The organism is Faecalibacter rhinopitheci, from assembly GCF_015234135.1.
GTDB classification, from domain to species: Bacteria; Bacteroidota; Bacteroidia; order Flavobacteriales; family Weeksellaceae; genus Empedobacter; species Empedobacter rhinopitheci.
Map to the genome: position 1 here is coordinate 243,828 of NZ_JADGIK010000004.1, position 21,765 is coordinate 265,592.

A 21,765-nucleotide genomic window follows, 5' to 3' on the forward strand; every position below is an offset into this window, starting at 1 on the left:
ATGCATTATATATTTGAATATTTAGATAAACTTAAGAATAATAATTCCAGAGAATGGTTTCATGCCAATAAAGAAGAATTCGAAAAAGCAAAATATGAAGCTCATCGTATTTTTGATAATATATATCAAGAATTGTCAAAAATTGAAGAATTAGAGCGCATAAAAAAATATAGAATAAATAGAGATATTAGATTTTCATTAGATAAAACACCTTATAAAACACATTTTTCTGCATTCATAGGCCGAAAAAAACCGTACAATCGTGGAGGTTTCTACATCCATTTTGAAAGTAATAAATGTTTTATTGCTGGCGGTTTTTGGGGTCCCGAAAAAGAAGATTTATTACGAATAAGACAGGCGATAGATTATTCGGATGAACTAGAAAACATTTTACGACAAAAGCCGATAGTTCAATCCTTTGGTATTTTGTTCGGTGAAGAATTAAAAACTGCTCCAAAAGGTTTCCCGAAAGATCATGAAAGAATTGAGTTATTACGTAAAAAACAGTTTTTGTTGATAAAAAATCTTAAGGATGAAGAAGTTTACTTTGAAAACTTTGCAAAAACAGTCTGTAAAGAATATAAAATTCTACTACCTTTCTTTGATTATATGACAGAGGTTTTAACAACAAATAGCAACGGAGAAATAATAATTTAAAATTAAAATTAAGAAAAAAAGATACAGTCAACTTTTATCATTATTAATTTTTCTTCAATCAAAACTATTTATACATCTCTAAATATGGTTTAAAAGTCTTTTTTAACAATTATTATTTAACGAAATTTGATTTTTATTCAATATTAAATCATGAAAGCACCACAAAGAGTTTTTGATATCCCCACATTTCAATTAGAAAAATATAATGAAATCGATATTTTTAGTTCAAAAATTAATGGAAAATGGAAAGGTATTAAAACAAACGATTTTCTAAATCGAGTAAAAAATATATCCAAAGGTTTATACGGTTTAGGTGTGCGTCCTAACGATAAAGTTGCAATAATTAGTGAAAATAGATTAGAGTGGAATCTTCTTGATTTTGCAATTCAGCAAATAGGAGCAGTAGTTGTAGCAATGTATCCAAACATTTCTGATGAGGACTATAAATTCATTTTTAATGACGCTGAAATTAAATTTTGTGTAGTAAGTAATGATAATTTATACCAACGTCTTTTAGGAATTAAAGATGAAATCCCAACACTCGAATTTGTTTTTACGTTTAATTCTTATCCTCACCTACCGCATTGGTTTGAGTTAATAGGAAAAGGATTTGATGTTTCTGATGAAACTTTAAATGAACTTCGAAATAACGTTCAGCCTAATCATATAGCTACCTTAATTTATACATCAGGAACCACAGGAAATCCTAAAGGTGTAATGCTTTCACATAAAAATCTATTAGCAGATGTTATAAGTTCTGAATATTCATTTCCCATTGCAGCATACGATAAAGCATTATCATTTTTGCCTGCTTGTCATGCCTACGAACGTTGCTTTCATTATGTATATATGTATATGGGTGTTACTATTTACTATGCCGAATCTATGGATGTCATAGGTGAAAATATGAAAGAAATAAAACCAGAAATTTTCTCTGCTGTGCCACGTGTTTTAGAAAAAGTATTTGACAAAATAATGGCTACAGGTGAACAATTATCTGGGATAAAAAGGAAATTATTTTTTTGGGCAATAGCTTTAGGTGAGCAATATGATGTAGACGAAGCAAACCATTCTACTTGGTATAAAATACAATTAAAAATTGCTAGGAAATTAGTTTTCTCAAAATGGAGAGCTGCATTAGGCGGCAATATTAAAGGTATTGCATCGGGAAGCGCAACTTTACAAGAACGATTATTAAAAATATATCTTGCAGCAGGTATTCCTATTTGGGAAGGCTATGGGTTAACAGAAGCAGGTCCATGTGTGTCTGTAAATTGTATAAAAAGAGGAATTAAAATCGGAACTGTTGGTATTCCTTTAATTAATATTGATGTAAAGTTAGCAGAAGATGGAGAAATCCTTGTAAAAGGCGATAATGTAATGGTTGGATATTACAATAATCCGACAGCAACAGCAGAAACCATAAAAGATGGCTGGCTGTATACTGGGGATATAGGTGTATTTGAAGGGAAATTTCTTAAAATCATTGATCGTAAAAAAGAAATGTTTAAAACTTCTGGCGGAAAATATATAGTTCCTCAACAAATTGAAAAAAAATTGGTTGAGTCTAAATTTATTGAACAAGCAATAGTAATTGGTGAAGGGAAGCATTTCCCCGCGGCGATTATAGTACCGGCATTTCAAAATTTAAGAGAATGGGCAACTATCCATCACAGAGATATACTTAATTTATCAAAAGAGGAATTTTTAAATCACGATATCGTTAAAAATAAAGTCCAAGAGGAAATAAATATTTCGAATTTAAATTTTGGAAATTGGGAACAAATCAAAAAATTTGCGATAATTCCAAATGAATTTACGATAGAAACAGGAGAGCTTACTCCAACATTAAAAATGAAACGTAAAGTAATATTGAAAAAATTTGATTCAATAATTCAAAATATTTATAATTAATTAGATACATAAGACCTCTTTGCGGAGGTCTTAAATTTTATGTCTTATTATGATAAATGTATAATGATTTATTTGTTTATTTGTTAAATATACAGGTTAAAACATTGCTTTGATTATGTATTTATAATAAAACAGGGTATTTTTTTAAAAATTTATTATTCTTGCATAGGAAATTTAATTTTTTATTTGATATTTGTTTTTATCAAAACCATAAAAAAATAATTATGAATCAACCCAAACGATTGTTTGATTTACCATATCGTCAATTAGAATTATTTCCAGACTTAAATATGCTTAATGCGAAAAAAGATGGAAAATGGTTAGCCATTACTTCTAAAAGATTTATAGCGTTAGTCAACGAGGTGTCTAAAGGTTTGTTAGCTAATGGTGTAAAACAAGGAGATAAAGTTGGATTAATCTCTGAGAACCGGCTAGAATGGAATGTGATTGACTTTGCAATTCAACAAATTGGTGGCGTTGTGGTTGCAATTTATCCAAATATTTCTGATGCTGATTATCAATATATTTTTAATGATGCTGAAATAAAAATTTGTATAGTAAGTAATGCAAGTTTATATGATCGTATAACTGATTTAAAAAACAATTTACCAACTTTAGAAAAACTTTATATCATCAATTCTGTTCCTCATAAGACTAATTGGGACGAGTTAATAACGCAAGGTGAGTACATAACACAAGCTCAGATTGATCATTTAAAAGATCAAGTCCATGAAGATGATCTAGCTACACTAATATATACTTCCGGAACAACCGGAACTCCGAAAGGCGTAATGCTTTCCCATAAAAATATTTTAAGTAATGCCATTGGAGCGGATCGTCCGACACCAACAAAAGCGTATGATAAAGCACTTACATTTTTGCCTTCCTGTCATGCGTACGAACGCATGATTCAGTATTTATATATGTATAAAGGAATGCAAGTATATTATGCAGAATCAATGGATACAATTGGTGAAAATATGAAGGAGATTCAGCCTGATATGATTTCTGCAGTACCTCGATTATTAGAGAAGGTATATGAAAAAATCATGGCTAAAGGAAATGAATTAACTGGAATAAAACGTAAGCTATTTTTTTGGGCAGTTAAAGTAGGAGAATCTTATGATCCTAATCCAGAAAACAGATCTTTTGCCTATAACTTAAAGTATTCAATCGCTCATCGATTAGTATTGTCTAAGTGGAAAGAAGGTTTAGGTGGTAACTTAGGTGCTGTATGTTCAGGAAGTGCTGCGCTTAATCAAAGATTAATGCGTTTATATTTCGCTGCCAAAGTTAATGTATACGAAGGATATGGATTAACGGAAGCTTCACCTTTAATTTCTGTAAATTCTTATCAAGATGGTGTCTTAATTGGATCTGTAGGACCAGCTATTCCTGGAGTCGAATTCAAATTAGCAAATGATGGCGAAATTATGGTGAAAGGCCCTAATGTAATGTTAGGCTATTATAATAAACCAGAAGCTACCGCTGAGGTTATAAAAGATGGATGGTTATTAACAGGGGATATTGGAGAAATTATTGATGGAAAATTCTTAAAAATTATTGACCGTAAAAAGGAAATGTTTAAAACTTCTGGTGGAAAATATATCGTACCTGCACAAATAGAATCTAAGATGGTAGAGTCAGATTTTATTGAACAATTTATGGTCATCGGCGAAAATAGAAAATTTCCTGCCGCATTAGTTGTTCCATCTTATCAAAATTTAAAGGAATGGGCTAAAAATAATGCAAAAGATATTCTTTCTCTTCCTCACGAAGAATTCCTAAAGACAAAAGAGATTAAAACTAAATTAAACGAAGAAGTCAATAGAATTAATTCGAATTTTGGAAACTGGGAAACGATTAAAAAAATAGAAATAATTCCAACGGAATTCTCAATAGAAGGAGGCGAATTAACACCTACTCTAAAGCTGAAAAGGAAAGTCATTTTAGAAAAATACAAAGAAAGTATTGATAAAATATATCAATAAGACTGATATAAATTTAAAATTAAGATGAACAAAACTCAATTTATTAAAATTGAATTTTGTTCATTTTTTTTATGTTATATATATCAATTAATCAATAAAATTTACAAGTTGACTGCCATAATTGAAATTTTACAATGTATATTTATAAATGTAAAAAAATATATAGAGCAAAAAAGTTAATGTATTTTAAGATATTTTAGCATAATATTTACATTTATTAAAAATAAGCCTCAAATTTGCATTCTTTTTGGAAAGTGGAAAAAATATATTAAACAATGAATAACCCTACAAGAATATTTGATTTAGCATATTATCAGCAGGAATTATCTCCGGATCATAATATGTTTTCGTCTAAAGTTGATGGTGAATGGAAATTTACTAAACCAGCAGAGTTTATTCAACAAACTAGAAAAATTTCTAAAGGTCTTCTTGCGTTAGGTATAAAACCTGGTGATCGAGTTGGATTAGTGAGCGAAAGTAGATATGAATGGCATGTCATTGATTTTGCAATTCAACAGATAGGAGGGGTAGTGGTTGCCATTTATCCAAACATTACAGATGCAGAGTATCAATTCATTTTCAATGATGCAGAGATACAAGTTTGTATTGCAAGTAATAAAAGTTTGTATAACCGTATTAATAATATGGTTGACTCTATATATAGTCTACAATATGTATTCGCAATTAATGAATTTCCAGATTCAAGAAATTGGTCAGAACTTACAAAAATTGGTCAAGACATTACAGAAGAATATATCGATAATATTAGTAGCACAATAAGTAGTTCAGATTTAGCTACCTTAATTTATACTTCCGGGACTACGGGGAAACCAAAGGGAGTTATGTTAACCCATAATAATTTAGTAACTAATTTCATAGCGGCAAAAGAAGTTGTAGTCATTAAGCAAGGTAGTCGTGGATTAACTTTTTTGCCTCCATGTCATGCTTACGAACGTACAGTAATCTATACTTATTTATACATTGGTATTACGGTTTATTTTGCAGAAGGTCTAGAGAAAATTGGTGACAATATCAACGAAGTACAGCCTCATATTATGACAGCAGTTCCTCGTATTATGGAGAAAGTATATGATAAAATTATTAAAACGGGAAGCTCACTAAAAGGGAATAAGCGTAAAGTTTTTGATTGGGCAGTTGAAATTGCAGCACAATATGATCCAAATCCATCGAATAGATCTTTAGCTTATAATATAAAATTAGCATTGGCTAGAAAACTTGTATTAAATAAATTTTATGATGCTTTAGGGGGGCATTTCCAATATATAATATCTGGTAGCGCATCTTTACAAGGACGTATTGCAAAAGTTTTCATGGCATCAGGTTTACCTTTTTTTGAAGGGTATGGAATGACAGAAACTTCTCCATTAATTACAGTGAATAATCCAAATAAGTTAGGAGTTCGAATTGGAACAGTAGGACAACCCATAAAAGATGTAGTGGTAAAACTTGCAGAAGATGGTGAAATCTTAGTGAAAGGACCAAATGTGATGAAAGGTTACTATAAGAATCCTGAAGCAACAGCACAAGTGTTAAAAGATGGATGGTTACATACAGGTGATATCGGTAAATGGATTGAAGGCGAAGGTCATTTTTTAAAAATTATTGATCGTAAAAAAGAAATGTTCAAAATTTCTGGAGGTAAATATGTTGTGCCAGCACCAATAGAAAATAAACTAACAGAATCAAAATTTATTGAACAAGCAATGGTCGTAGGTGATGGGCAAAAGTTTGCTTCAGCCTTAATCGTTCCGAACTATCTAAATTTAAAAAGTTGGGCAGAAACTAATGCGCCTGAAATTGCAGCTTTACCACGTAAAGACCTTTTTAAAACTGCAGAAGTTGCTAAAAAAATTAATCAAGAAGTACGATTAGCAAACCAATTTTTTGGAAATTGGGAACAACTAAAAAAATGCGTTATTATACCAGACGAATTTTCAATAGAAGCAGGAGATTTAACTCCAACGCTTAAAATGAAACGTAAAATAATTGCTGAAAAATACAAAACTGAAATTCAAAATATTTTCAAATAAATCTATCAAGGGCCAATTTTTATTGGTCTTTATTTTTTATAAAAATAATTACATAATTTCAACGTCTAAGCTAAAGAACGAAGTAAAATTATTAATTAGAATTAAAAAATAAATATTCATATCTTTGCGATAACGTTCGGACTTAACCGAGCGTTTTGTATTTATTAACGTATTTTAGTCTTTACAATTTTGTAAATTGATAATAGAACATGATTTTAATGCGATTAACTCTTTATTATAAATGAATTTTCAAGAATTATATAAAAACCTAGGCATTCTGGATATGAATGAATTTTTTTGGCTTGCATATACCTAAAATTTAGTACCTAAGCATCTATATTACAGGCTTGTTAATATTACCTATATGCAAAATAATTGCAAAATAAATACATTAGAAAGCAATTAAAATACAAGTTATTGCAATAATTATTGCAATTTTTCTCAATTTTGCAATATCAACATCTAATACTTAAAAGGTATTATATCAGCGAAATTAATAGTCGATAATAGAAGTTTTTCTAAGAAGCAAAATGGCTATCCAATTAAGATTCGAGTATACGATCACATAACTTCTCATAGATATATTGCATTAAAAATGTATCAAGCCGAGAAATCCAAAGAGGTTGTAAGGTCTGCTGTTATTATCCAGCGTGAATTAAAATTACATAAAGAGGTTGAATATTGCAATTTTAATAATCTTCCGTTGGAGGATGCATTAGATATTATTAATAATGGTATTCCTGAAGATGATGTTAATAGCAAGATTCTTTATTTGGAAAAGGAACTTCAGCGATTGAAATCTAAACACTCACAAACTAAATACATCGAATTTTTTAAAGATTTTATTGATGAATATAAAATCGTTGGAAAGACTACAGGCAGACTTAAAATAAGTAATAAAAAGTTTTTAGATTTTCTTAATTCAAGAGGTATTAATTTTAATACTTTTTTAATTAATGATGTAGATTATGAGCTTCTAAATGCCTATAAAATTTTTTGCATGAATCAAGGGTTAGCCGATTCTTCAATCACGAGTTATTTTCAGAATTTAAAATTAATATATAGAGAAGCTCAAAAAAGGCAATCACTTTATATAAAACAAGATAATCCATTTGATAAAATCAAGATCAGTCCAAGTAAAAGAGAAAAATCAAGAGATGTTTCTATAAAGGATCTGAAAGTATTCTTTAATCTAACTAATTTTTCAAATTATCCTTCAGCAGACTTCAAGTTTAAAAGAACAGTTGATTTATTGAAACTGCAGTTTTTGATTGGAGGTCATGATTTCATTGAAATCGCAAATCTAAAATGGACTAACATTGAAAATAATAGAGTAGAGTTTCATCGTTACAAGAATAGAAGTAAAGGTGGAGGGCCATTGATCAATAATATGCTACATCCACTTGCATTGGATATAATAGAAGAATATGGAACAAAGCACGAACATAGAGTATTTTCGTTTCTTCCGGATCCTGAAACCAATTTAGTAGCTCACAATCAGAATAATAAATTAATTACCACACAACTAAAAGCGATCTTAAACCTATGGAAATGTTCACAGATGAATTAAAAGGAGATGTAAAGGAAGATTATTCACATTTAGGTAATTTTCAAAAAGAAATTACAAAAATGCCTGCCAATTTTGAAAATCATTTGAAAGAAAAAGGAGATGTTTATCGAGGTTGGAAGATTGTGCCTTATTGGGTGAAGTAAAATAAAAATCTAAAATATAATAGACTAGTTTTAAACTTAATCCCATAAATCTGCAAAATTATCTCTCAAACAGTAATAGTTTTTTGTTAAAAAAAATATAAAAATATACTAATTGTATAAATATTCGAATAAAAATGATTATTTATATACATTCTAAACAATTAATTAAACTACTGTCATGTAATTAATTATAATTATTTATTTTCTTAATTTTTACGAAATACATATTTAATATAGTATTATAAAATATCTTTATGTTCTGTAAGTAATATGATAAACATAAACTTATACATTTGCACACGTTTAAAATTAAGATAACAAAAAAATGAAAAATTTTATATTACTTCTTTTATGCATTTTAGGATTTAATGCAAATGCACAAGTTGGAATTAATACTGATAGTCCTCAAAAATATTCAATGCTTGAAGTACAAGCAAAAGATAAGGGTATTTTGATACCTCGTGTTTCATTAACTAATATTTTTGATAAAGAGACTGTTACAAATATAGACGGTAGCTCATTTAAGTCATATGAAAATAGTTTACTAGTTTATAATACAAATACATCTTCAATAACTGGAGTAGAGGAATATAAGAATGTAACTCCAGGATATTATTATTGGGAAACTGATCGTTGGATTAGAATGACATCGACTAAAGATCAGCAATTCTTTTATATGCCATCTATTATCATCCCTACATCATCTGATCAAGTAGCAACTGGAAGCACATTTGGTACTATTGATTTATATGCAATCTATAAATCTCAGTTTACAAATGCTATGGTAAGAAATACAAACGCTTCAACAACATTACCTATTTATAAAACGAATCAATTAGATTACTATATTACATGGTATGATGATTCTGTTTTTACAAATGTAAAAGTTTCTGATAAAGGTGTAATGACTTATCAGATTAAACCTAATTCTGATATTTCGATAGGTTCATTTATGAATATCATATTTGCAGTTAAATAAGATGAAAAAGCTTTTATTAACTTTAATACCAATGATAGTTGGAACCTATTCTTCAGCACAATGTTTTTCTGATGAGAATGGTAAAAGATTAGAACCTGTAATTTCTACATTTGCCACTAAAGGGAGTGGTAAATATAAGAATGAGATACTTTGGTTGAATTGGGGAGCTAGTTCACCTACTAGTATAAAGGGGTCTTCTAAAGTTTTGAGCACTAGCGATTATTCTAATGCTGAAATAAAAATTACAAATGATAAATATTTCTGTGTTAAAACCAAAATAATCAAAGTTAGCCAAGTAACTTCAGATGTAATTGATAAAGCTTGGAGTATAATGGATGAGACTTATACAAACGAGGGAAATACATTATATCATATTTTGAGATCATCTAATCAAGGTGATTATTCGGAAATTGAACTTGAATCACATGCTTTTGTATTATCGCGTAAATCTGCAAATGATCCTTTTGTAAATGAACCGGTAAGAATTAAAGGATTAATTATAGCTGATGCTGAATCTGCAAATACTAATGAATATCTTACTCTTACTTCAAAAGGTAAATGGGATATTATTGAATTTGTAAATTTAATTACTGATAATATTAAATATAATTATAAGATAAAAAAAGTTACCAATATAGATAATACAAGTACTATAACGATGGGGTATGGGCAAGATAAAGCGCAAGCAGCTATTGCAATGCTAAATTTTGATGCTGATGCTTATTCTTCTCTTTCTGATAGTTATAAAGTTAACTATAAATCAACGTTTAAAGGAACAGGTAGAACTTCTATTTCAATAGGTTTACTTACACCGTATGCAGATTTTGGAGATGCTCCCGAATCTTATGGTGCTCCAATTCATTTTATAGATAATGTACAACTTAGGAAAGATAATCTTGGAGATAAAGTTGCAGAAACTAATATAGGTACATCCAAGTCATTTGTAGCGGGAGGTTTAGAAAAACCTAATACTAATTATGTAGGTACTTTAGGTCCTGACGCAAATCCAATGCCTGTATATTCTAAAGATGCATTAGGAGATGACTATACATATAATTATGATGGTACTAGAAATGTTTTGACAAATGAAGAAGATAGTTGGCCGAAAAAATTCCAAAGTTTTTCATATAAAACTGTCGATTCTAATAAATATCCTATTGGTGCATTAATTAGTGCAGAGATTCCTGTTAAGGTTAATAGAAGTAGTGTAATAGCTGGGTGGATAGATTTTAATTTGAATGGAAAATTTGATGATTCTGAACGTGTATTCAAGAAAGTAGACGTTAATGATTCTAAAGTATTATTAGAATGGAAAATTCCTCAAAATAGAAAACCTTTCAGTACATATGCCAGAATTAGACTTTTTGATTTGGTAGAAGTTTCAAAATCCAATCAGACGATTGATGAATCTCTATTAAGTCCCAGTTCAGATGTTGTAGGAGGTGAAGTAGAAGATCACCATATGAAAATTTTGCCATCTGCAGTTTCAAACCCGATGATATTGAATTCAACACCAATATATAAATCTTTTGATTAAACCACCAGAACCACTCAAACTGAGTGGTTTTTTTTTACTATATATTTTAACTTTTATATATTATATAAGAACTAGATAATGTATAAAAATCTTCACAATTATATTAGGGCAACTTCTGCTAAAATAAAATTATTTCAACCATTAAGTCGGCGTTAACTCCAGTAAAAATGTAGCACTTAAGCCTTAATTACAAAGTAAATTTGATTTCAATCAATTAATTAATAATTTATTCGAATGAAACAAAAATTACTAGAGTTACTTACTGCAAAATATTTAGGAAAAGGCACTCATAAAGATACATTGGCACGTTTAGCGGCGGCTTACTCGTTACAATGCACTACAGAAGAAGAAGCACAGGCACTTGTAAACAAATTAACAGATGAACAAGTTACTGACTTTGAAAAAGAATACCGTTCAGAAGTAGATTCTAAATTATTTGATAGTATTATAAAGGTAAACCTTCAGCAAAATAAAACTGAACGATCCGAGCAGTTAATTGATTCGATTAAGAAAGAATCCGATAAAGAAACTAATGGAATTCAATTCGGGACTTATCTTACCTGTTTTGGAGTCCTCTGTTTTATACTTGCATTAATTTGGTTGTGGTTTTATTTGAAAAAGTAAGAAAAGGGTAGTGATATTTATATTGCTACCATTTTTATTTTTTACTATATTGTATTAACCAATTATAAATTAAAATGGAGAGATTCTTATTATGTGAAAACCCTATGAATGGGAATACTAGTCCTATTTATATCTTACAAACTTCAAACTATTCTATGTTAATAGATATAATTCCATATGATGAATTGGAAGATATCAGTTTTAGAAGTGATGATGTATATTCTTTATTCACCTATTTAAATCCAGATGGCTTTAAAGAACATTATATGCTAAAAGTTGTTAGGTTCTTTAATCTTAATGATATTGAAGTGAAAGAGAATATAAATGAAATTAAATCGCAAATTATGGAAGCATGGAATTGGTATAAAACTTACATGATTTGGGAGGATATAAGATTTGATTCAAGTGACAATCCAGAACGAATTAATTTTAATTGATAGATTTTAAAGAAATAATAAAAGAATTGAATCTTACCGACGCTAAAATGTACGAGATTTTAAAAAAATAACATACTTTTGTAAATCGTTCAAGGAAAAATTCTTGAACGATTTTCATTTAAAATAACAAGATTAATATTGCAATTTTATTGCAGATTGCAAAAACAATAAAATCGCACTTTGCTTAAAGTGCTTATAAACAATGAATTTTCAAGAATTATATAAAAACCTAGGCATTCTGGATATGAATGCGATGCAGCGTAACGCTTTCGAGTTTTCAGGTGACAATCAAGATATTATATTACTATCACCTACGGGATCAGGTAAAACATTAGGGTTTCTTTTTCCGTTACTTCGTGATCTTGATCCAACCGTGAAAGGTGTCCAAGCTGTTATCATGGTTCCGGCGCGAGAACTAGGTTTACAAATAGAAGAAGTTTTCAAATCTATGAAAACAGGTTTTAAAGTAACATGTTGTTATGGTGGTCATAGTACAAAAATTGAACAAAATAATCTGATAGAAGCTCCAGCTGTATTAATAGGAACACCGGGGCGTATTGCATATCATTTACGCAACGAAAATTTTGATCCAACAACGATTAAAACTTTAGTCTTAGACGAATTTGATAAAGCGTTAGAGTTCGGTTTTCAATCGGATATGTCAACGATTATTTTCGAGATGAAAAATATCCAACACCGTATTCTTACGTCAGCAACAGAAATGAAGGATATTCCTGATTTTGCAGGATTAGATAACCACAAAGAAATCAACTTTTTAAAAAATAAAGAAATAAAACCTAATTTAAAAATGATGCAAGTGAATACAATTTCTGAAGAGAAATTAGATTCATTATTTAGCTTAATTTGTAAGTTAGGAACACAACGAATGTTGATTTTTTGTAACCACCGAGATGCTGTAAATCGTATCAGCGAGCTTTTACGTGAGAAAGGGATTGCAAGAGAAAGTTTTCATGGAGGAATGGAACAAGATGAACGTGAACGTGCTTTGCTAAAATTCCGTAATGATTCTGTTCGTGTGTTAATTACAACTGATTTAGCAGCTCGTGGATTGGATATTCCAGAGGTAGATACAATTATCCATTACCAATTACCTTCAAAAGAAGATGCTTTTACTCATCGTAATGGACGTACAGCACGTATGCATGCAAAAGGAACAGTATATTTAATCATTAGTAATGATGAAAATTTTCCATTCATTAGCAAAAAGATTCAAGTAGAAGACATTTCTGGTGAATACAGTATTCCTGAGCGTACGCCTTATCAAACTATTTATATTTCGGCGGGTAAAAAAGATAAAGTAAACAAAGTAGATATTGTTGGATTCTTATTTAAAAAAGGTGAATTAGATAAATCTGATGTTGGACTTATTGAAGTGAAAGACACAACGTCTTATGTAGCAATTAACCGTAAAAAAGTTCCAGATTTATTGAAAAAACTAAATGGGGAAAAAGTAAAAGGCAAGAAAGTAAAAATGCAAATTGCTTATTAAAACTAAATAAAAAGATCACTCATTGCTAAAAAGGAGTGATCTTTTATATATAAACTAATTCATTAATATAAAGCACTTTATAATATGTTAGTTAAAGTGATTGTTAATATTGTAATTAATAAACTGTATTTAGAATAGCTTTGTTTAATTCACCCTTCAATCAGTAATTTAAAGCGCTTATTTCTCAAAGCCATAAGAAATCTTATTTTATCAAAATGTAAAGCTTTTACTCGTGCATAGCTTTAATTTCTTTTAAAAAATCAACTATATCATTACCAGAATAATCTGCCATTCCTAAAGTTTTATGAGCTATATTTCCTTCTTTGTCTAGGATAACGGTAGTGGGCAAAGTTCCATCAAATAAAACAATTGGTAAGTTTGAATTTGGATAATAAACAGGAAGTGTTAGCTTTTTTCTTTTCATGAACTGCTTGGCTTTCTCTTTTTTACTTTCAATTTCTACGGTTAGTATTACTACATCACTATCATCTTTAAATTTATCATGTAAAATCTGAATCGAAGGCATTTCTGCAATACACGGAGGACACCAAGTTGCCCAAAAATTAATGAACACCACTTTCCCTTTAAAATCAGCTAAAGTCACAACTTCTCCACGATTATTTATCAGATTTACATCCAGATAATCTTTATCAATATTCTTAGTAACTACATTTTCTAAATTAGGTTTAAAAAATCCTACTTTCATTAAACTTTGTTGAAGAAAAGCTTTAGCATCTGTAGAGAATAATAAAACTATTCCGAGCGATACAAATAAGATATTTGATGTGTTATTTTTTAAAACTTTCATAAATTTATTCATACTTTATTGTGTATTTCCATTCCGCTCAACTTATTTTGCTTTATTTGACTTAAATTATAGTATTGATTTAAGGTATTATAAAATAACTTTTTAGCATAGTTTTTAAATAAGTTGCTGATAACAAGTATTTTACATTAGATGTTGTTGTACAATTTCATTTTTAATACGGAAATGAGATTCATTGTATACACAAACTCCATCCTTTATCACTAAAACTTGTGGAGATTCATGCCTCACGCTATAATCTCTTTCAATTTGATTAGATATATCTCTATGAGCTAATAAGTCAATAAATTGAATGGTAAAATTACTTTTTTGTAATTCATTCCATATCATTTCACTCAAAGAGCAAGTTGTGCTATGTTTATAAATTAACTGAGGTTGGGTAAATGATTCTTTTTTAATACCCTCTAATTGTTCGGATGTTGTGATGTTATTTTTTATCATAAGTAGTAATTTAAGATCAATATAATTAGTTCAAATAACTTGATTTTATCAATATACTATTTTTTAAAGATTTAATGCTCGTTAAATGAATTCTAAGTACAAATTTACAGTATTTTTATATTAGTTACTCGTGCCTCAAGCATTGATTGGTAATCTTTTTGTAGAAGAATATTGATAGTATTTGAATTTTTTCTTCTCTCTCAATTAATTTTTTTCTTAATCTCTTCGCTTCAAGTAGAAAAATATTCCTAATAAGTAACAGACAGTCCGAAATTAGGTTGTATACCTAAACTCCGAACGAGCACCGAACTAAGGCAGGAGAAAGCACGAACAAGCATACCTGAAAAATTTTCGGTTTGAATTTATATACATCTAATAGTGAAAATTTCATATGACATAAAAACCCTAACAATCACTATATTAAGTACTTGTTAGGGTGTTGTTATCTTTTATTAACCTTTCTACTTCCCAATACAGAATGTATAAAACTCTTTATTTATAAGTATTTACATATAATGAGGTGTAGTTTTGGTGAAGTGATTTTAATGAAAGTTTAACATTATTTCATAGAAATTAATAGAAAATCTCTTAGAAACTAGTATTAGCAATTACACCGAGTTTAGACTATGGAGCTTTTCATTTTCTACTTGTTTGTTTAATAAATTCTGTAATAGATAATTTATATTATACCCTTTAGGGTATATAAATGTAAAAATATGGTCAGTTTAGTCAATTAGTGCTATATACCGCACTATTTTAAACCTTTAAGCTAAAATAATAGTAATACATTCATAAAAGTGCAATTTGTTGCACTTTTCTTGTTTTATACCTTATTTATTTCTAAATTTACATTAAAAGTGCATTATATGACACTATCAATAATTAATCAAATCAAAGAAAGACGTAAAGTTTTAGCGATATCACAAGAAACATTAGCAGAGATTTCTGGTGTTGGCTTACGCACGTTAAAACAATTTGAAAGTGGTAAAGGTAATCCAACGTTAGAAACACTACAAAAGTTGTGTGATGCCTTAGGATTAGAAATTAAATTAGAGGTTAAATCGATTGAATCATGAGAGTTGCTCAAATTTTATATAAAGGTGAAAGGGCAGGAGTTTTAACGCAATTGGATAATGGTAGTTTTCATTTTATCTATAATGAAGATTGGGTATCTGATGATTCTAAACCTTCGATAAGTTTAACGCTGCCAAAGAGTCAAATTGAATTCAAATCAGAAGCTTTGTTTCCTTTTTTCTATCATTTATTACCAGAAGGCGTAAACAAACGAATGATTTGTAAAACGTATAAGATAGAAGAAGATGATGCTTTTGGTATTTTACTACAAGCGTCGAAAGTAGATACAGTGGGTGCAGTAACAATAGAAAGAATGTAATATGAAAATAGAATTAGAAAATTGCCCAGGTTCTTTAAAAGAAAATTTTACTACTTACAGTCCTGTTGTTTTGAAGAAAATGTTTAACGGAAAAAAGGTAAGTCCATTTTTAAATTATTCAACTCCAACGAATCGAAAGGATCAAAGTAGATTTAATCAAAATCAGACGCATATTTCAATTTCTGGATTTCAAGAAAAGTATTCTTTAATTCTTGATAGAAATGCATTACGATTGACAAATGAAAATGAAAGCGGTCAATATATTCTAAAACCAATTTCAGATTTGCCAAAAAATAGTGAATTTGCCCCTGCAAACGAACATTTAACGATGCAAATAGCGAAACAAATTTTTAAAATTGAAACGGCAGAAAATGCCTTAGTCTTTTTTGAAGATGGAAGTCCAGCATATCTTACGAAACGTTTTGATTATGATGAGAATAGAAATAAATTAGCTGTAGAAGATTTCGTTTCATTATTAGGTAAATCACCTGCTACAGATGGAGAGCAATACAAATACGAAGGAAATTATTTAGAGTTATTTGAAGCATTGAAAAAGTATGTACCAGCATGGAAAGTAGAAGCTCCTAAATTATTTACTTTAATAGTCTTCAATTATCTGTTTGCGAATGGAGATGCTCATTTAAAGAATTTTTCATTAATAGAAATTCAACAAGGTGATTTCAAATTAAGTCCAGCTTATGATTTGCTAAATACTAAAATTCATATAGAAGATTCAGATTTTGCTTTGAAAGAAGGAATATTACCTAAATCAATTTCAAGTGGTAAAATTATCGATCAATTGATGGTTTTGGGTGAGAAGGCAGGAATGACAGAGAAATCTATCATAAAAGTCCTTCAAAATCTAACTTCTAAAGAAGATCAAGTGGTAGATTTAATTGGAAGATCGTTTTTATCAGAGAAACTAAAACGAAATTATTTACAAAGTTATCAGCGTCGATTGAAGAAAATAAAATAGATATAAAGTAAAAATGCACTAAAGAGTATTCTCCTTGTGCATTTTGGAAATATTTATAAATAGAATTGATTCATAATAATAAATCTATATTAATTCTAAGTGCTTTCTTATATATTGACTTAATTCATTTAATAATAAGTCTGAAATATTAATACTTAATTGATTTGTATGGATTACTAATCGTGATGGATTAGTGATATCGTCGTAATGTAAATTAATGTAATTAGTTTTAGTGATTGGTAGAGTTCCAGTTTCAGCATCAAATTTTACGTTAAAGAGTTTTTGGATATCAATATTAAAATCTCTTACATAATTCCCAACAGCAAATAGTACTATTGGAAAGCTTTGATAGAATGGATGCGTTAACAATTCTTGTCGGTTATTAATACTATCCTTACGATCAATTGTATTAACTAAATGACTATATTTTGCAGTAGAACTATTTAACTCAGTAATAAAGCATTTTTCATGAAAATTAATGTTTGAGCTTTTTCGATTTTCATTATAAATTTTATCTAAAAGTTTCTGATAATTATAAAATGTTCTACTTGTACCTCCGTTGTTACCAGTTCTTTTATTTTCAATTTTATTTAACTGACCTTTATAAGGATATAAAGGGTTATATAATGGATAATCAATAAACCAAGAAGTTACAGAATCTTGATGGATATTATCCTCTATATTTTTCTTCCAATCTAATGCGTTATTTAAAATTTCTCTTTCATATTGTTCATAATTAGAAATTTTATCAATCGCAGACTCTTTACCAATAATTAAAATTTTAGAAGAAGGATTACCAGTTCCTAAATAAAAATTATTATCATTATTAAGTACTAAATCATTAAAATAATTTTCCATTACCTATTCTTCTTAAAATTCTCTGCTTGTTCTAAAACATTTTTATAGACATCTTCCTGTGTAATAGGAGGGTATCCAAATTCATGTAATTTGATGATAATATCCATCTTTAATTGTGCTTTAATATCATCACGTTCAGCCCAATCTGGATATTGAGAGGCACTGTCTACAATCTTTTTTATTTCACGAGCTAGTTCTAGCATTTTATCTTTATCGAATTCAAACCCATAATTTTTACAGATGACATCCAAAATATCGTAGAATGCTTTTTCTTCATAATCGATTCCTAAATCTTCGAATGAAGCCATTTCAGTGCGTAATTTGATGATTAAATCTAGCATTTGTTCTGCTGTATCAGCCTGAATACCATCATAATCTAAAATATCTTTTTCACTACGTTCGTTGTAACGATCCACAATGCTTTTTAAACGATCAGCAAAATCTTGACCTTTCACTTTATTCACTTTTTTAAAGTCAGTAATCGTTTGTTTTAGCAAACGTTCTAAGATTTTAATTTTTGTGTTCGGTAATTCTAGATTAGAGATTTTCTCAATAAATTTATCGTTAAACAAATCAATGGCATTCGCTTTATTATCATCCAGTTTAAAGATTTCTTCTACACCTTCAGAAATTATCGCTTCTTCCACCATTTTAGCTACTTTTTCATTCATTTGAGCCGTATCAAGTGCTTCGCCTTTCGTTAATTTTACCACAATAGATTTGACTGCAAAATAGAAATGAATTTCATCAACTTCCTTAAGAGTGAACAATTCAGAACCGCTCACTAAATTATAGGCAGATTTCAATTTCTTCGTTACATTCACAAAGAATTTCTCTGATTCTTCGGTCTGTAAAACCAATTCAGAAGCTTTATTTAAACAGTTTAAACGTTCAACAGGATTTCCTTGGTAGTATAATGTAGCATCAAACTGATGGAAATATTGACGTAATAAATCCATTTGATCTCTAACGATGATTTCAGCTTGTTTTAAATCTTCAAAATCATCATCAGCAGTTTGATTATTGAACATCCCTAAAGCCTTATTCAAGTTCTTTTTGATACCTATATAATCAACTACTAATCCGCGATCTTTTCCTTCGTATTTTCGATTGACACGAGAAATCGTTTGAATTAAATTATGCGTTTGTAAAGGCTTATCAATATAAATGGTATCTAAGAAGGGAACATCAAATCCTGTTAACCACATATCTACGACAATGGCAATTTTGAAGTTGGATTTGATTTGTTTAAACTGTCGATCTAATTCTTTTCGTTCATCTTTATTACCCAAAAGTTCCCAAAGCTCTTTTTCATCATCTTTATTGCGTGTCATCACCATTTTTACACGCTCAATTGGCTTGATATCTTTTTGTTCCTTTTCAGTTAATCCATCCGAAATATTCAATTCTCCCCATTCTGGTCGTAAGGCTAATAGTTCTTGGTACAATTTATAAGCAATGGTACGAGAAGCACACACAAACATCGCTTTTCCTGCAACAGTAGCACGTTCATCGATACGTTTTTCATAATGAGCTATAAAATCTTGTGCAATCGCTTTAATTCGATCTTTATCACCTAAAACAACTTCCATTTTAGCAATCGCTTTTTGGCTGGCTTCTACATGATATTCAGAAGCGCCTTCAGCTACTGCGTTTTCGTAATAATTTTCAATGTCATGAACTTTATTATAATCTAAATTGACTTTTGCCGCTCTTCCTTCATAAACCAAACGAACCGTAATTTCATCATTTACAGATTCGAACATCGTATATTGATCCACCACCTCTCCAAAGACTTCTAACGTTTTATCGATAGGTGTTCCTGTAAATCCAACATAGGTTGCATTAGGTAAAGAATCGTGTAAATATTTAGCAAAACCATAGGATTTTGTCACTCCTTTTTCCTCGTCAATTTTTACTTTTAAATCGAGATTCACTTGTGAACGGTGCGCTTCATCCGAAATACAAATAATATTGGTGCGATCGGATAAGATTTCAGCATCTTCAGCAAATTTTTGAACCGTCGTTAAATAAACACCACCACTTTCGATGCCTCTTAAACGTACTCGTAAATCAGCTCTTGATTCGATATTGATGATATTTTCATCTCCAATGAATTTCTTGGCATTGGTAAAATCCTTCGATAACTGATCGTCTAAATCGGTACGATCTGAAATGATAATAATGGTAGGACTTGCGAAATCGGTAGAACGCATCAATAAACGTGTTAAATACAGCATCGTATAACTCTTTCCACAACCCGTCGCCCCAAAGTATGTTCCACCTTTTCCATCGCCTTCAGGTTTACGATGTGCTTTAATATTTTGATACAGCTTATTGGCTGCATAATATTGCGGATAACGACTTAAAACCTTTAGCTCGTGTTTAGAAGAATCAGGAAACAAAACAAAATGATGGATAATATCAACTAATCTTGTTTGATTCAACATACCATGTACAATGGAAGTTGTGGTTTCTATACCTGTTAAGGCTTTTTTCTCGTCACCTGTAATTTTATTCCATCCGTAATAAAACTCGTAAGGAGAAAAGATTGTACCTGCTTTGTTATTAACACCATCACTGATTACAGTAAATACATTGTATTTTAAAAGCTCTGGAATATCACGACGATAACGATTAGTGAGCTGTTTATAGGCATCGTGAATAGTAATTTCTTCTTCAATTGCTGTTTTGAATTCAAAGACGACCACAGGAATTCCATTGATGTATAAAATCAAGTCAGGGATGCGTAATTCAGTACCTTGAATTTCTAATTGATTAACAATCTTGAAGGTATTATTTAGGATGTTTTCTATATCAATATAGCGAATATGCAAGTCTTTTTTGCTGGGATTATTGCGTTTAAAAAATAAACCATCCGCCAAAAGTTTACAAATTGTTTTATTCGATTCGTATAGGGTAGAAGTCGACTGAAAAGCCAATTCATTAATTAAAGTTTCAACTTCTACTTCTTCTAAATCAGAATAGCGGTTGAAAAGAAAAGAACGTAAATCTTCTTTGAGTAGAACCTCTTGGTTAGAAGTTCTTATTAATTCTTTCCCGTTAATATAGTGATAGCCTTCTGTTTCCAAAAGGCTTATAAATGCTTGTTCTAATTGTGATTCGGTGTATTTCATAGTGTATTCAATTGGTCTTCCTCCCAATTAAGAGGATTTTCAATAATGTAATTACTGATATTGATATAAGCCTTTTCATCTCTTATGATATGTTCATAGTAGTTACGTTGCCAGATCTTATATGCTAAGGATTTTATGATTTCCCTCGTTGGATCAGTTGGTGCGGTTGGTGCGGTTGGGGCGAATTGCAATTCGCCCTTACTATCTTCGCTCTTACTATCTTCGCCCTTACTATCTTCGCCCTTACTTTCTAGTTCTTTTATTCTTTTTATAGTAGCTATTTTATAGCCTCTTACGATTGCGCCTATGGTTTGGGAAGGCGATTTTAAAGCGCCTACAATATTGCTTGATTCTTTAGGATATAGTATTTCTATAATACCATGGATATGATTAGGCATTACTATAAATTCGTGTAAGACAACATTATCTCGAACTTCCTGCGTATGTAACCACTCATCAGCTGCAATTTGCCCAATATCATTTAAATGCATGATGCCATCTTTTATAGCACCAAACAAATGCGCTCTATCTTGACAAACTAAAGTAACAAAATACAATCCTGCTTGGCTATAATCATAGCCAGCTAAACGTATCGATCTTCGATGGTGTTTATGAGGGTTGTATTGTTCCATAACTTAGCTATTTAAAAGTATAATATACTGATAGTTTTTTGTATGGGCGAATTGCAATTCGCCCTTACTATCTTCGCCCACTGTTTCAA

Annotated in this window: 19 protein-coding genes; 14 read left to right on the top strand and 5 right to left on the bottom strand. The window is 29.9% G+C overall.

The features are described 5' to 3' along the window. The 11 genes from IM532_RS07645 to IM532_RS07695 all read left to right on the top strand — a co-directional run bounded on the left by IM532_RS07645 (position 1) and on the right by IM532_RS07695 (position 13,413). Positions 1–657 (top strand): DUF2461 domain-containing protein, encoded by a 657-nt coding sequence (locus IM532_RS07645; protein ID WP_194182861.1) that lies wholly within the window; start codon positions 1–3, stop codon positions 655–657. Positions 658–807: 150 nt separating this feature from the next. Further along, positions 808–2,571, top strand: a complete 1,764-nt coding sequence (locus IM532_RS07650; RefSeq protein ID WP_194182862.1) for an AMP-dependent synthetase/ligase — start codon at positions 808–810, stop codon at positions 2,569–2,571. A gap of 224 nt (positions 2,572–2,795) precedes the next feature. Beyond that, positions 2,796–4,562 carry an AMP-dependent synthetase/ligase gene (locus IM532_RS07655; protein WP_194182863.1) on the top strand — a complete coding sequence of 589 codons (1,767 nt, stop codon included), beginning with the start codon at positions 2,796–2,798 and terminating at the stop codon, positions 4,560–4,562. Between the two features lie 275 nt (positions 4,563–4,837). Then, positions 4,838–6,613 (top strand): AMP-dependent synthetase/ligase, encoded by a 1,776-nt coding sequence (locus tag IM532_RS07660; RefSeq protein ID WP_194182864.1) that lies wholly within the window; start codon positions 4,838–4,840, stop codon positions 6,611–6,613. A gap of 595 nt (positions 6,614–7,208) precedes the next feature. After that, positions 7,209–8,183, top strand: a complete 975-nt coding sequence (locus IM532_RS07665; protein ID WP_194182865.1) for a phage integrase SAM-like domain-containing protein — start codon at positions 7,209–7,211, stop codon at positions 8,181–8,183. Continuing rightward, positions 8,165–8,326, top strand: coding sequence for a hypothetical protein (locus IM532_RS07670; protein WP_194182866.1), 162 nt, complete (start codon positions 8,165–8,167; stop codon positions 8,324–8,326). Before IM532_RS07665 ends, IM532_RS07670 begins: the two co-directional genes overlap by 19 nt. Positions 8,327–8,651: 325 nt before the next feature. Continuing rightward, positions 8,652–9,305 (top strand): hypothetical protein, encoded by a 654-nt coding sequence (locus IM532_RS07675; RefSeq protein ID WP_194182867.1) that lies wholly within the window; start codon positions 8,652–8,654, stop codon positions 9,303–9,305. A 1-nt stretch (position 9,306) separates the two neighbouring features. Continuing rightward, positions 9,307–10,842: a CshA/CshB family fibrillar adhesin-related protein gene (locus IM532_RS07680; RefSeq protein WP_194182868.1), complete on the top strand. Its 1,536-nt coding sequence runs from the start codon at positions 9,307–9,309 to the stop codon at positions 10,840–10,842. Positions 10,843–11,076: 234 nt separating this feature from the next. Continuing rightward, positions 11,077–11,466, top strand: a complete 390-nt coding sequence (locus tag IM532_RS07685; protein ID WP_194182869.1) for a hypothetical protein — start codon at positions 11,077–11,079, stop codon at positions 11,464–11,466. Between the two features lie 74 nt (positions 11,467–11,540). Continuing rightward, entirely contained in the window at positions 11,541–11,903 is a 363-nt protein-coding gene (locus IM532_RS07690) for a hypothetical protein (protein WP_194182870.1), read from the top strand. Between the two features lie 202 nt (positions 11,904–12,105). Beyond that, complete coding sequence (locus tag IM532_RS07695; protein WP_194182871.1) at positions 12,106–13,413, top strand: DEAD/DEAH box helicase; 1,308 nt, start codon at positions 12,106–12,108, stop codon at positions 13,411–13,413. A 226-nt stretch (positions 13,414–13,639) separates the two neighbouring features. Here the strand turns inward: IM532_RS07695 and IM532_RS07700 are convergent, their stop codons facing one another. Then, the gene (locus IM532_RS07700) at positions 13,640–14,221 is read right to left on the bottom strand and encodes a TlpA family protein disulfide reductase (protein WP_228063688.1); all 582 of its coding nucleotides are present in this window, start codon (positions 14,219–14,221) and stop codon (positions 13,640–13,642) included. A gap of 141 nt (positions 14,222–14,362) precedes the next feature. After that, entirely contained in the window at positions 14,363–14,680 is a 318-nt protein-coding gene (gene ytxJ / locus IM532_RS07705; protein WP_194182873.1) for a bacillithiol system redox-active protein YtxJ, read from the bottom strand. An 866-nt stretch (positions 14,681–15,546) separates the two neighbouring features. Between ytxJ and IM532_RS07710 the strand changes: the two genes are divergently transcribed. From IM532_RS07710 to IM532_RS07720, 3 genes are read left to right on the top strand one after another with little or no spacing between them, the layout of a single operon-like run. Then, positions 15,547–15,756: a helix-turn-helix transcriptional regulator gene (locus IM532_RS07710; RefSeq protein WP_194182874.1), complete on the top strand. Its 210-nt coding sequence runs from the start codon at positions 15,547–15,549 to the stop codon at positions 15,754–15,756. Continuing rightward, entirely contained in the window at positions 15,753–16,073 is a 321-nt protein-coding gene (locus tag IM532_RS07715; RefSeq protein ID WP_194182875.1) for a HipA N-terminal domain-containing protein, read from the top strand. The genes IM532_RS07710 and IM532_RS07715 overlap by 4 nt, the downstream gene beginning before the upstream one ends. Position 16,074: 1 nt before the next feature. Further along, positions 16,075–17,049: a type II toxin-antitoxin system HipA family toxin gene (locus IM532_RS07720; RefSeq protein ID WP_228063689.1), complete on the top strand. Its 975-nt coding sequence runs from the start codon at positions 16,075–16,077 to the stop codon at positions 17,047–17,049. Positions 17,050–17,133: 84 nt separating this feature from the next. Here IM532_RS07720 and IM532_RS07725 read toward each other — a convergent pair whose 3' ends face one another. The 3 genes from IM532_RS07725 to IM532_RS07735 are packed head-to-tail and all read right to left on the bottom strand — an operon-like array spanning position 17,134 to position 21,676. Beyond that, positions 17,134–17,907, bottom strand: coding sequence for a hypothetical protein (locus IM532_RS07725; RefSeq protein ID WP_194182876.1), 774 nt, complete (start codon positions 17,905–17,907; stop codon positions 17,134–17,136). Beyond that, positions 17,907–21,044: a type I restriction endonuclease subunit R gene (locus IM532_RS07730; protein ID WP_194182877.1), complete on the bottom strand. Its 3,138-nt coding sequence runs from the start codon at positions 21,042–21,044 to the stop codon at positions 17,907–17,909. Before IM532_RS07730 ends, IM532_RS07725 begins: the two co-directional genes overlap by 1 nt. Further along, on the bottom strand, positions 21,041–21,676 hold the full coding sequence (locus IM532_RS07735) for a transposase (RefSeq protein WP_194182878.1): 636 nt from the start codon (positions 21,674–21,676) through the stop codon (positions 21,041–21,043). The genes IM532_RS07730 and IM532_RS07735 overlap by 4 nt, the downstream gene beginning before the upstream one ends. Positions 21,677–21,765 lie beyond the last annotated feature (89 nt).

Excerpts from the sequence above, each read along its gene's own strand:
- IM532_RS07645 (WP_194182861.1), top strand. The coding sequence starts at position 1 with ATGCATTATATATTTGAATATTTAGATAAACTTAAGAATAATAATTCC.
- IM532_RS07650 (WP_194182862.1), top strand. The coding sequence starts at position 808 with ATGAAAGCACCACAAAGAGTTTTTGATATCCCCACATTTCAATTAGAA.
- IM532_RS07655 (WP_194182863.1), top strand. The coding sequence starts at position 2,796 with ATGAATCAACCCAAACGATTGTTTGATTTACCATATCGTCAATTAGAA.
- IM532_RS07660 (WP_194182864.1), top strand. The coding sequence starts at position 4,838 with ATGAATAACCCTACAAGAATATTTGATTTAGCATATTATCAGCAGGAA.
- IM532_RS07665 (WP_194182865.1), top strand. The coding sequence starts at position 7,209 with ATGTATCAAGCCGAGAAATCCAAAGAGGTTGTAAGGTCTGCTGTTATT.
- IM532_RS07670 (WP_194182866.1), top strand. The coding sequence starts at position 8,165 with ATGTTCACAGATGAATTAAAAGGAGATGTAAAGGAAGATTATTCACAT.
- IM532_RS07675 (WP_194182867.1), top strand. The coding sequence starts at position 8,652 with ATGAAAAATTTTATATTACTTCTTTTATGCATTTTAGGATTTAATGCA.
- IM532_RS07680 (WP_194182868.1), top strand. The coding sequence starts at position 9,307 with ATGAAAAAGCTTTTATTAACTTTAATACCAATGATAGTTGGAACCTAT.
- IM532_RS07685 (WP_194182869.1), top strand. The coding sequence starts at position 11,077 with ATGAAACAAAAATTACTAGAGTTACTTACTGCAAAATATTTAGGAAAA.
- IM532_RS07690 (WP_194182870.1), top strand. The coding sequence starts at position 11,541 with ATGGAGAGATTCTTATTATGTGAAAACCCTATGAATGGGAATACTAGT.
- IM532_RS07695 (WP_194182871.1), top strand. The coding sequence starts at position 12,106 with ATGAATTTTCAAGAATTATATAAAAACCTAGGCATTCTGGATATGAAT.
- IM532_RS07700 (WP_228063688.1), bottom strand. The coding sequence starts at position 14,221 with ATGAAAGTTTTAAAAAATAACACATCAAATATCTTATTTGTATCGCTC.
- ytxJ (WP_194182873.1), bottom strand. The coding sequence starts at position 14,680 with ATGATAAAAAATAACATCACAACATCCGAACAATTAGAGGGTATTAAA.
- IM532_RS07710 (WP_194182874.1), top strand. The coding sequence starts at position 15,547 with ATGACACTATCAATAATTAATCAAATCAAAGAAAGACGTAAAGTTTTA.
- IM532_RS07715 (WP_194182875.1), top strand. The coding sequence starts at position 15,753 with ATGAGAGTTGCTCAAATTTTATATAAAGGTGAAAGGGCAGGAGTTTTA.
- IM532_RS07720 (WP_228063689.1), top strand. The coding sequence starts at position 16,075 with ATGAAAATAGAATTAGAAAATTGCCCAGGTTCTTTAAAAGAAAATTTT.
- IM532_RS07725 (WP_194182876.1), bottom strand. The coding sequence starts at position 17,907 with ATGGAAAATTATTTTAATGATTTAGTACTTAATAATGATAATAATTTT.
- IM532_RS07730 (WP_194182877.1), bottom strand. The coding sequence starts at position 21,044 with ATGAAATACACCGAATCACAATTAGAACAAGCATTTATAAGCCTTTTG.
- IM532_RS07735 (WP_194182878.1), bottom strand. The coding sequence starts at position 21,676 with ATGGAACAATACAACCCTCATAAACACCATCGAAGATCGATACGTTTA.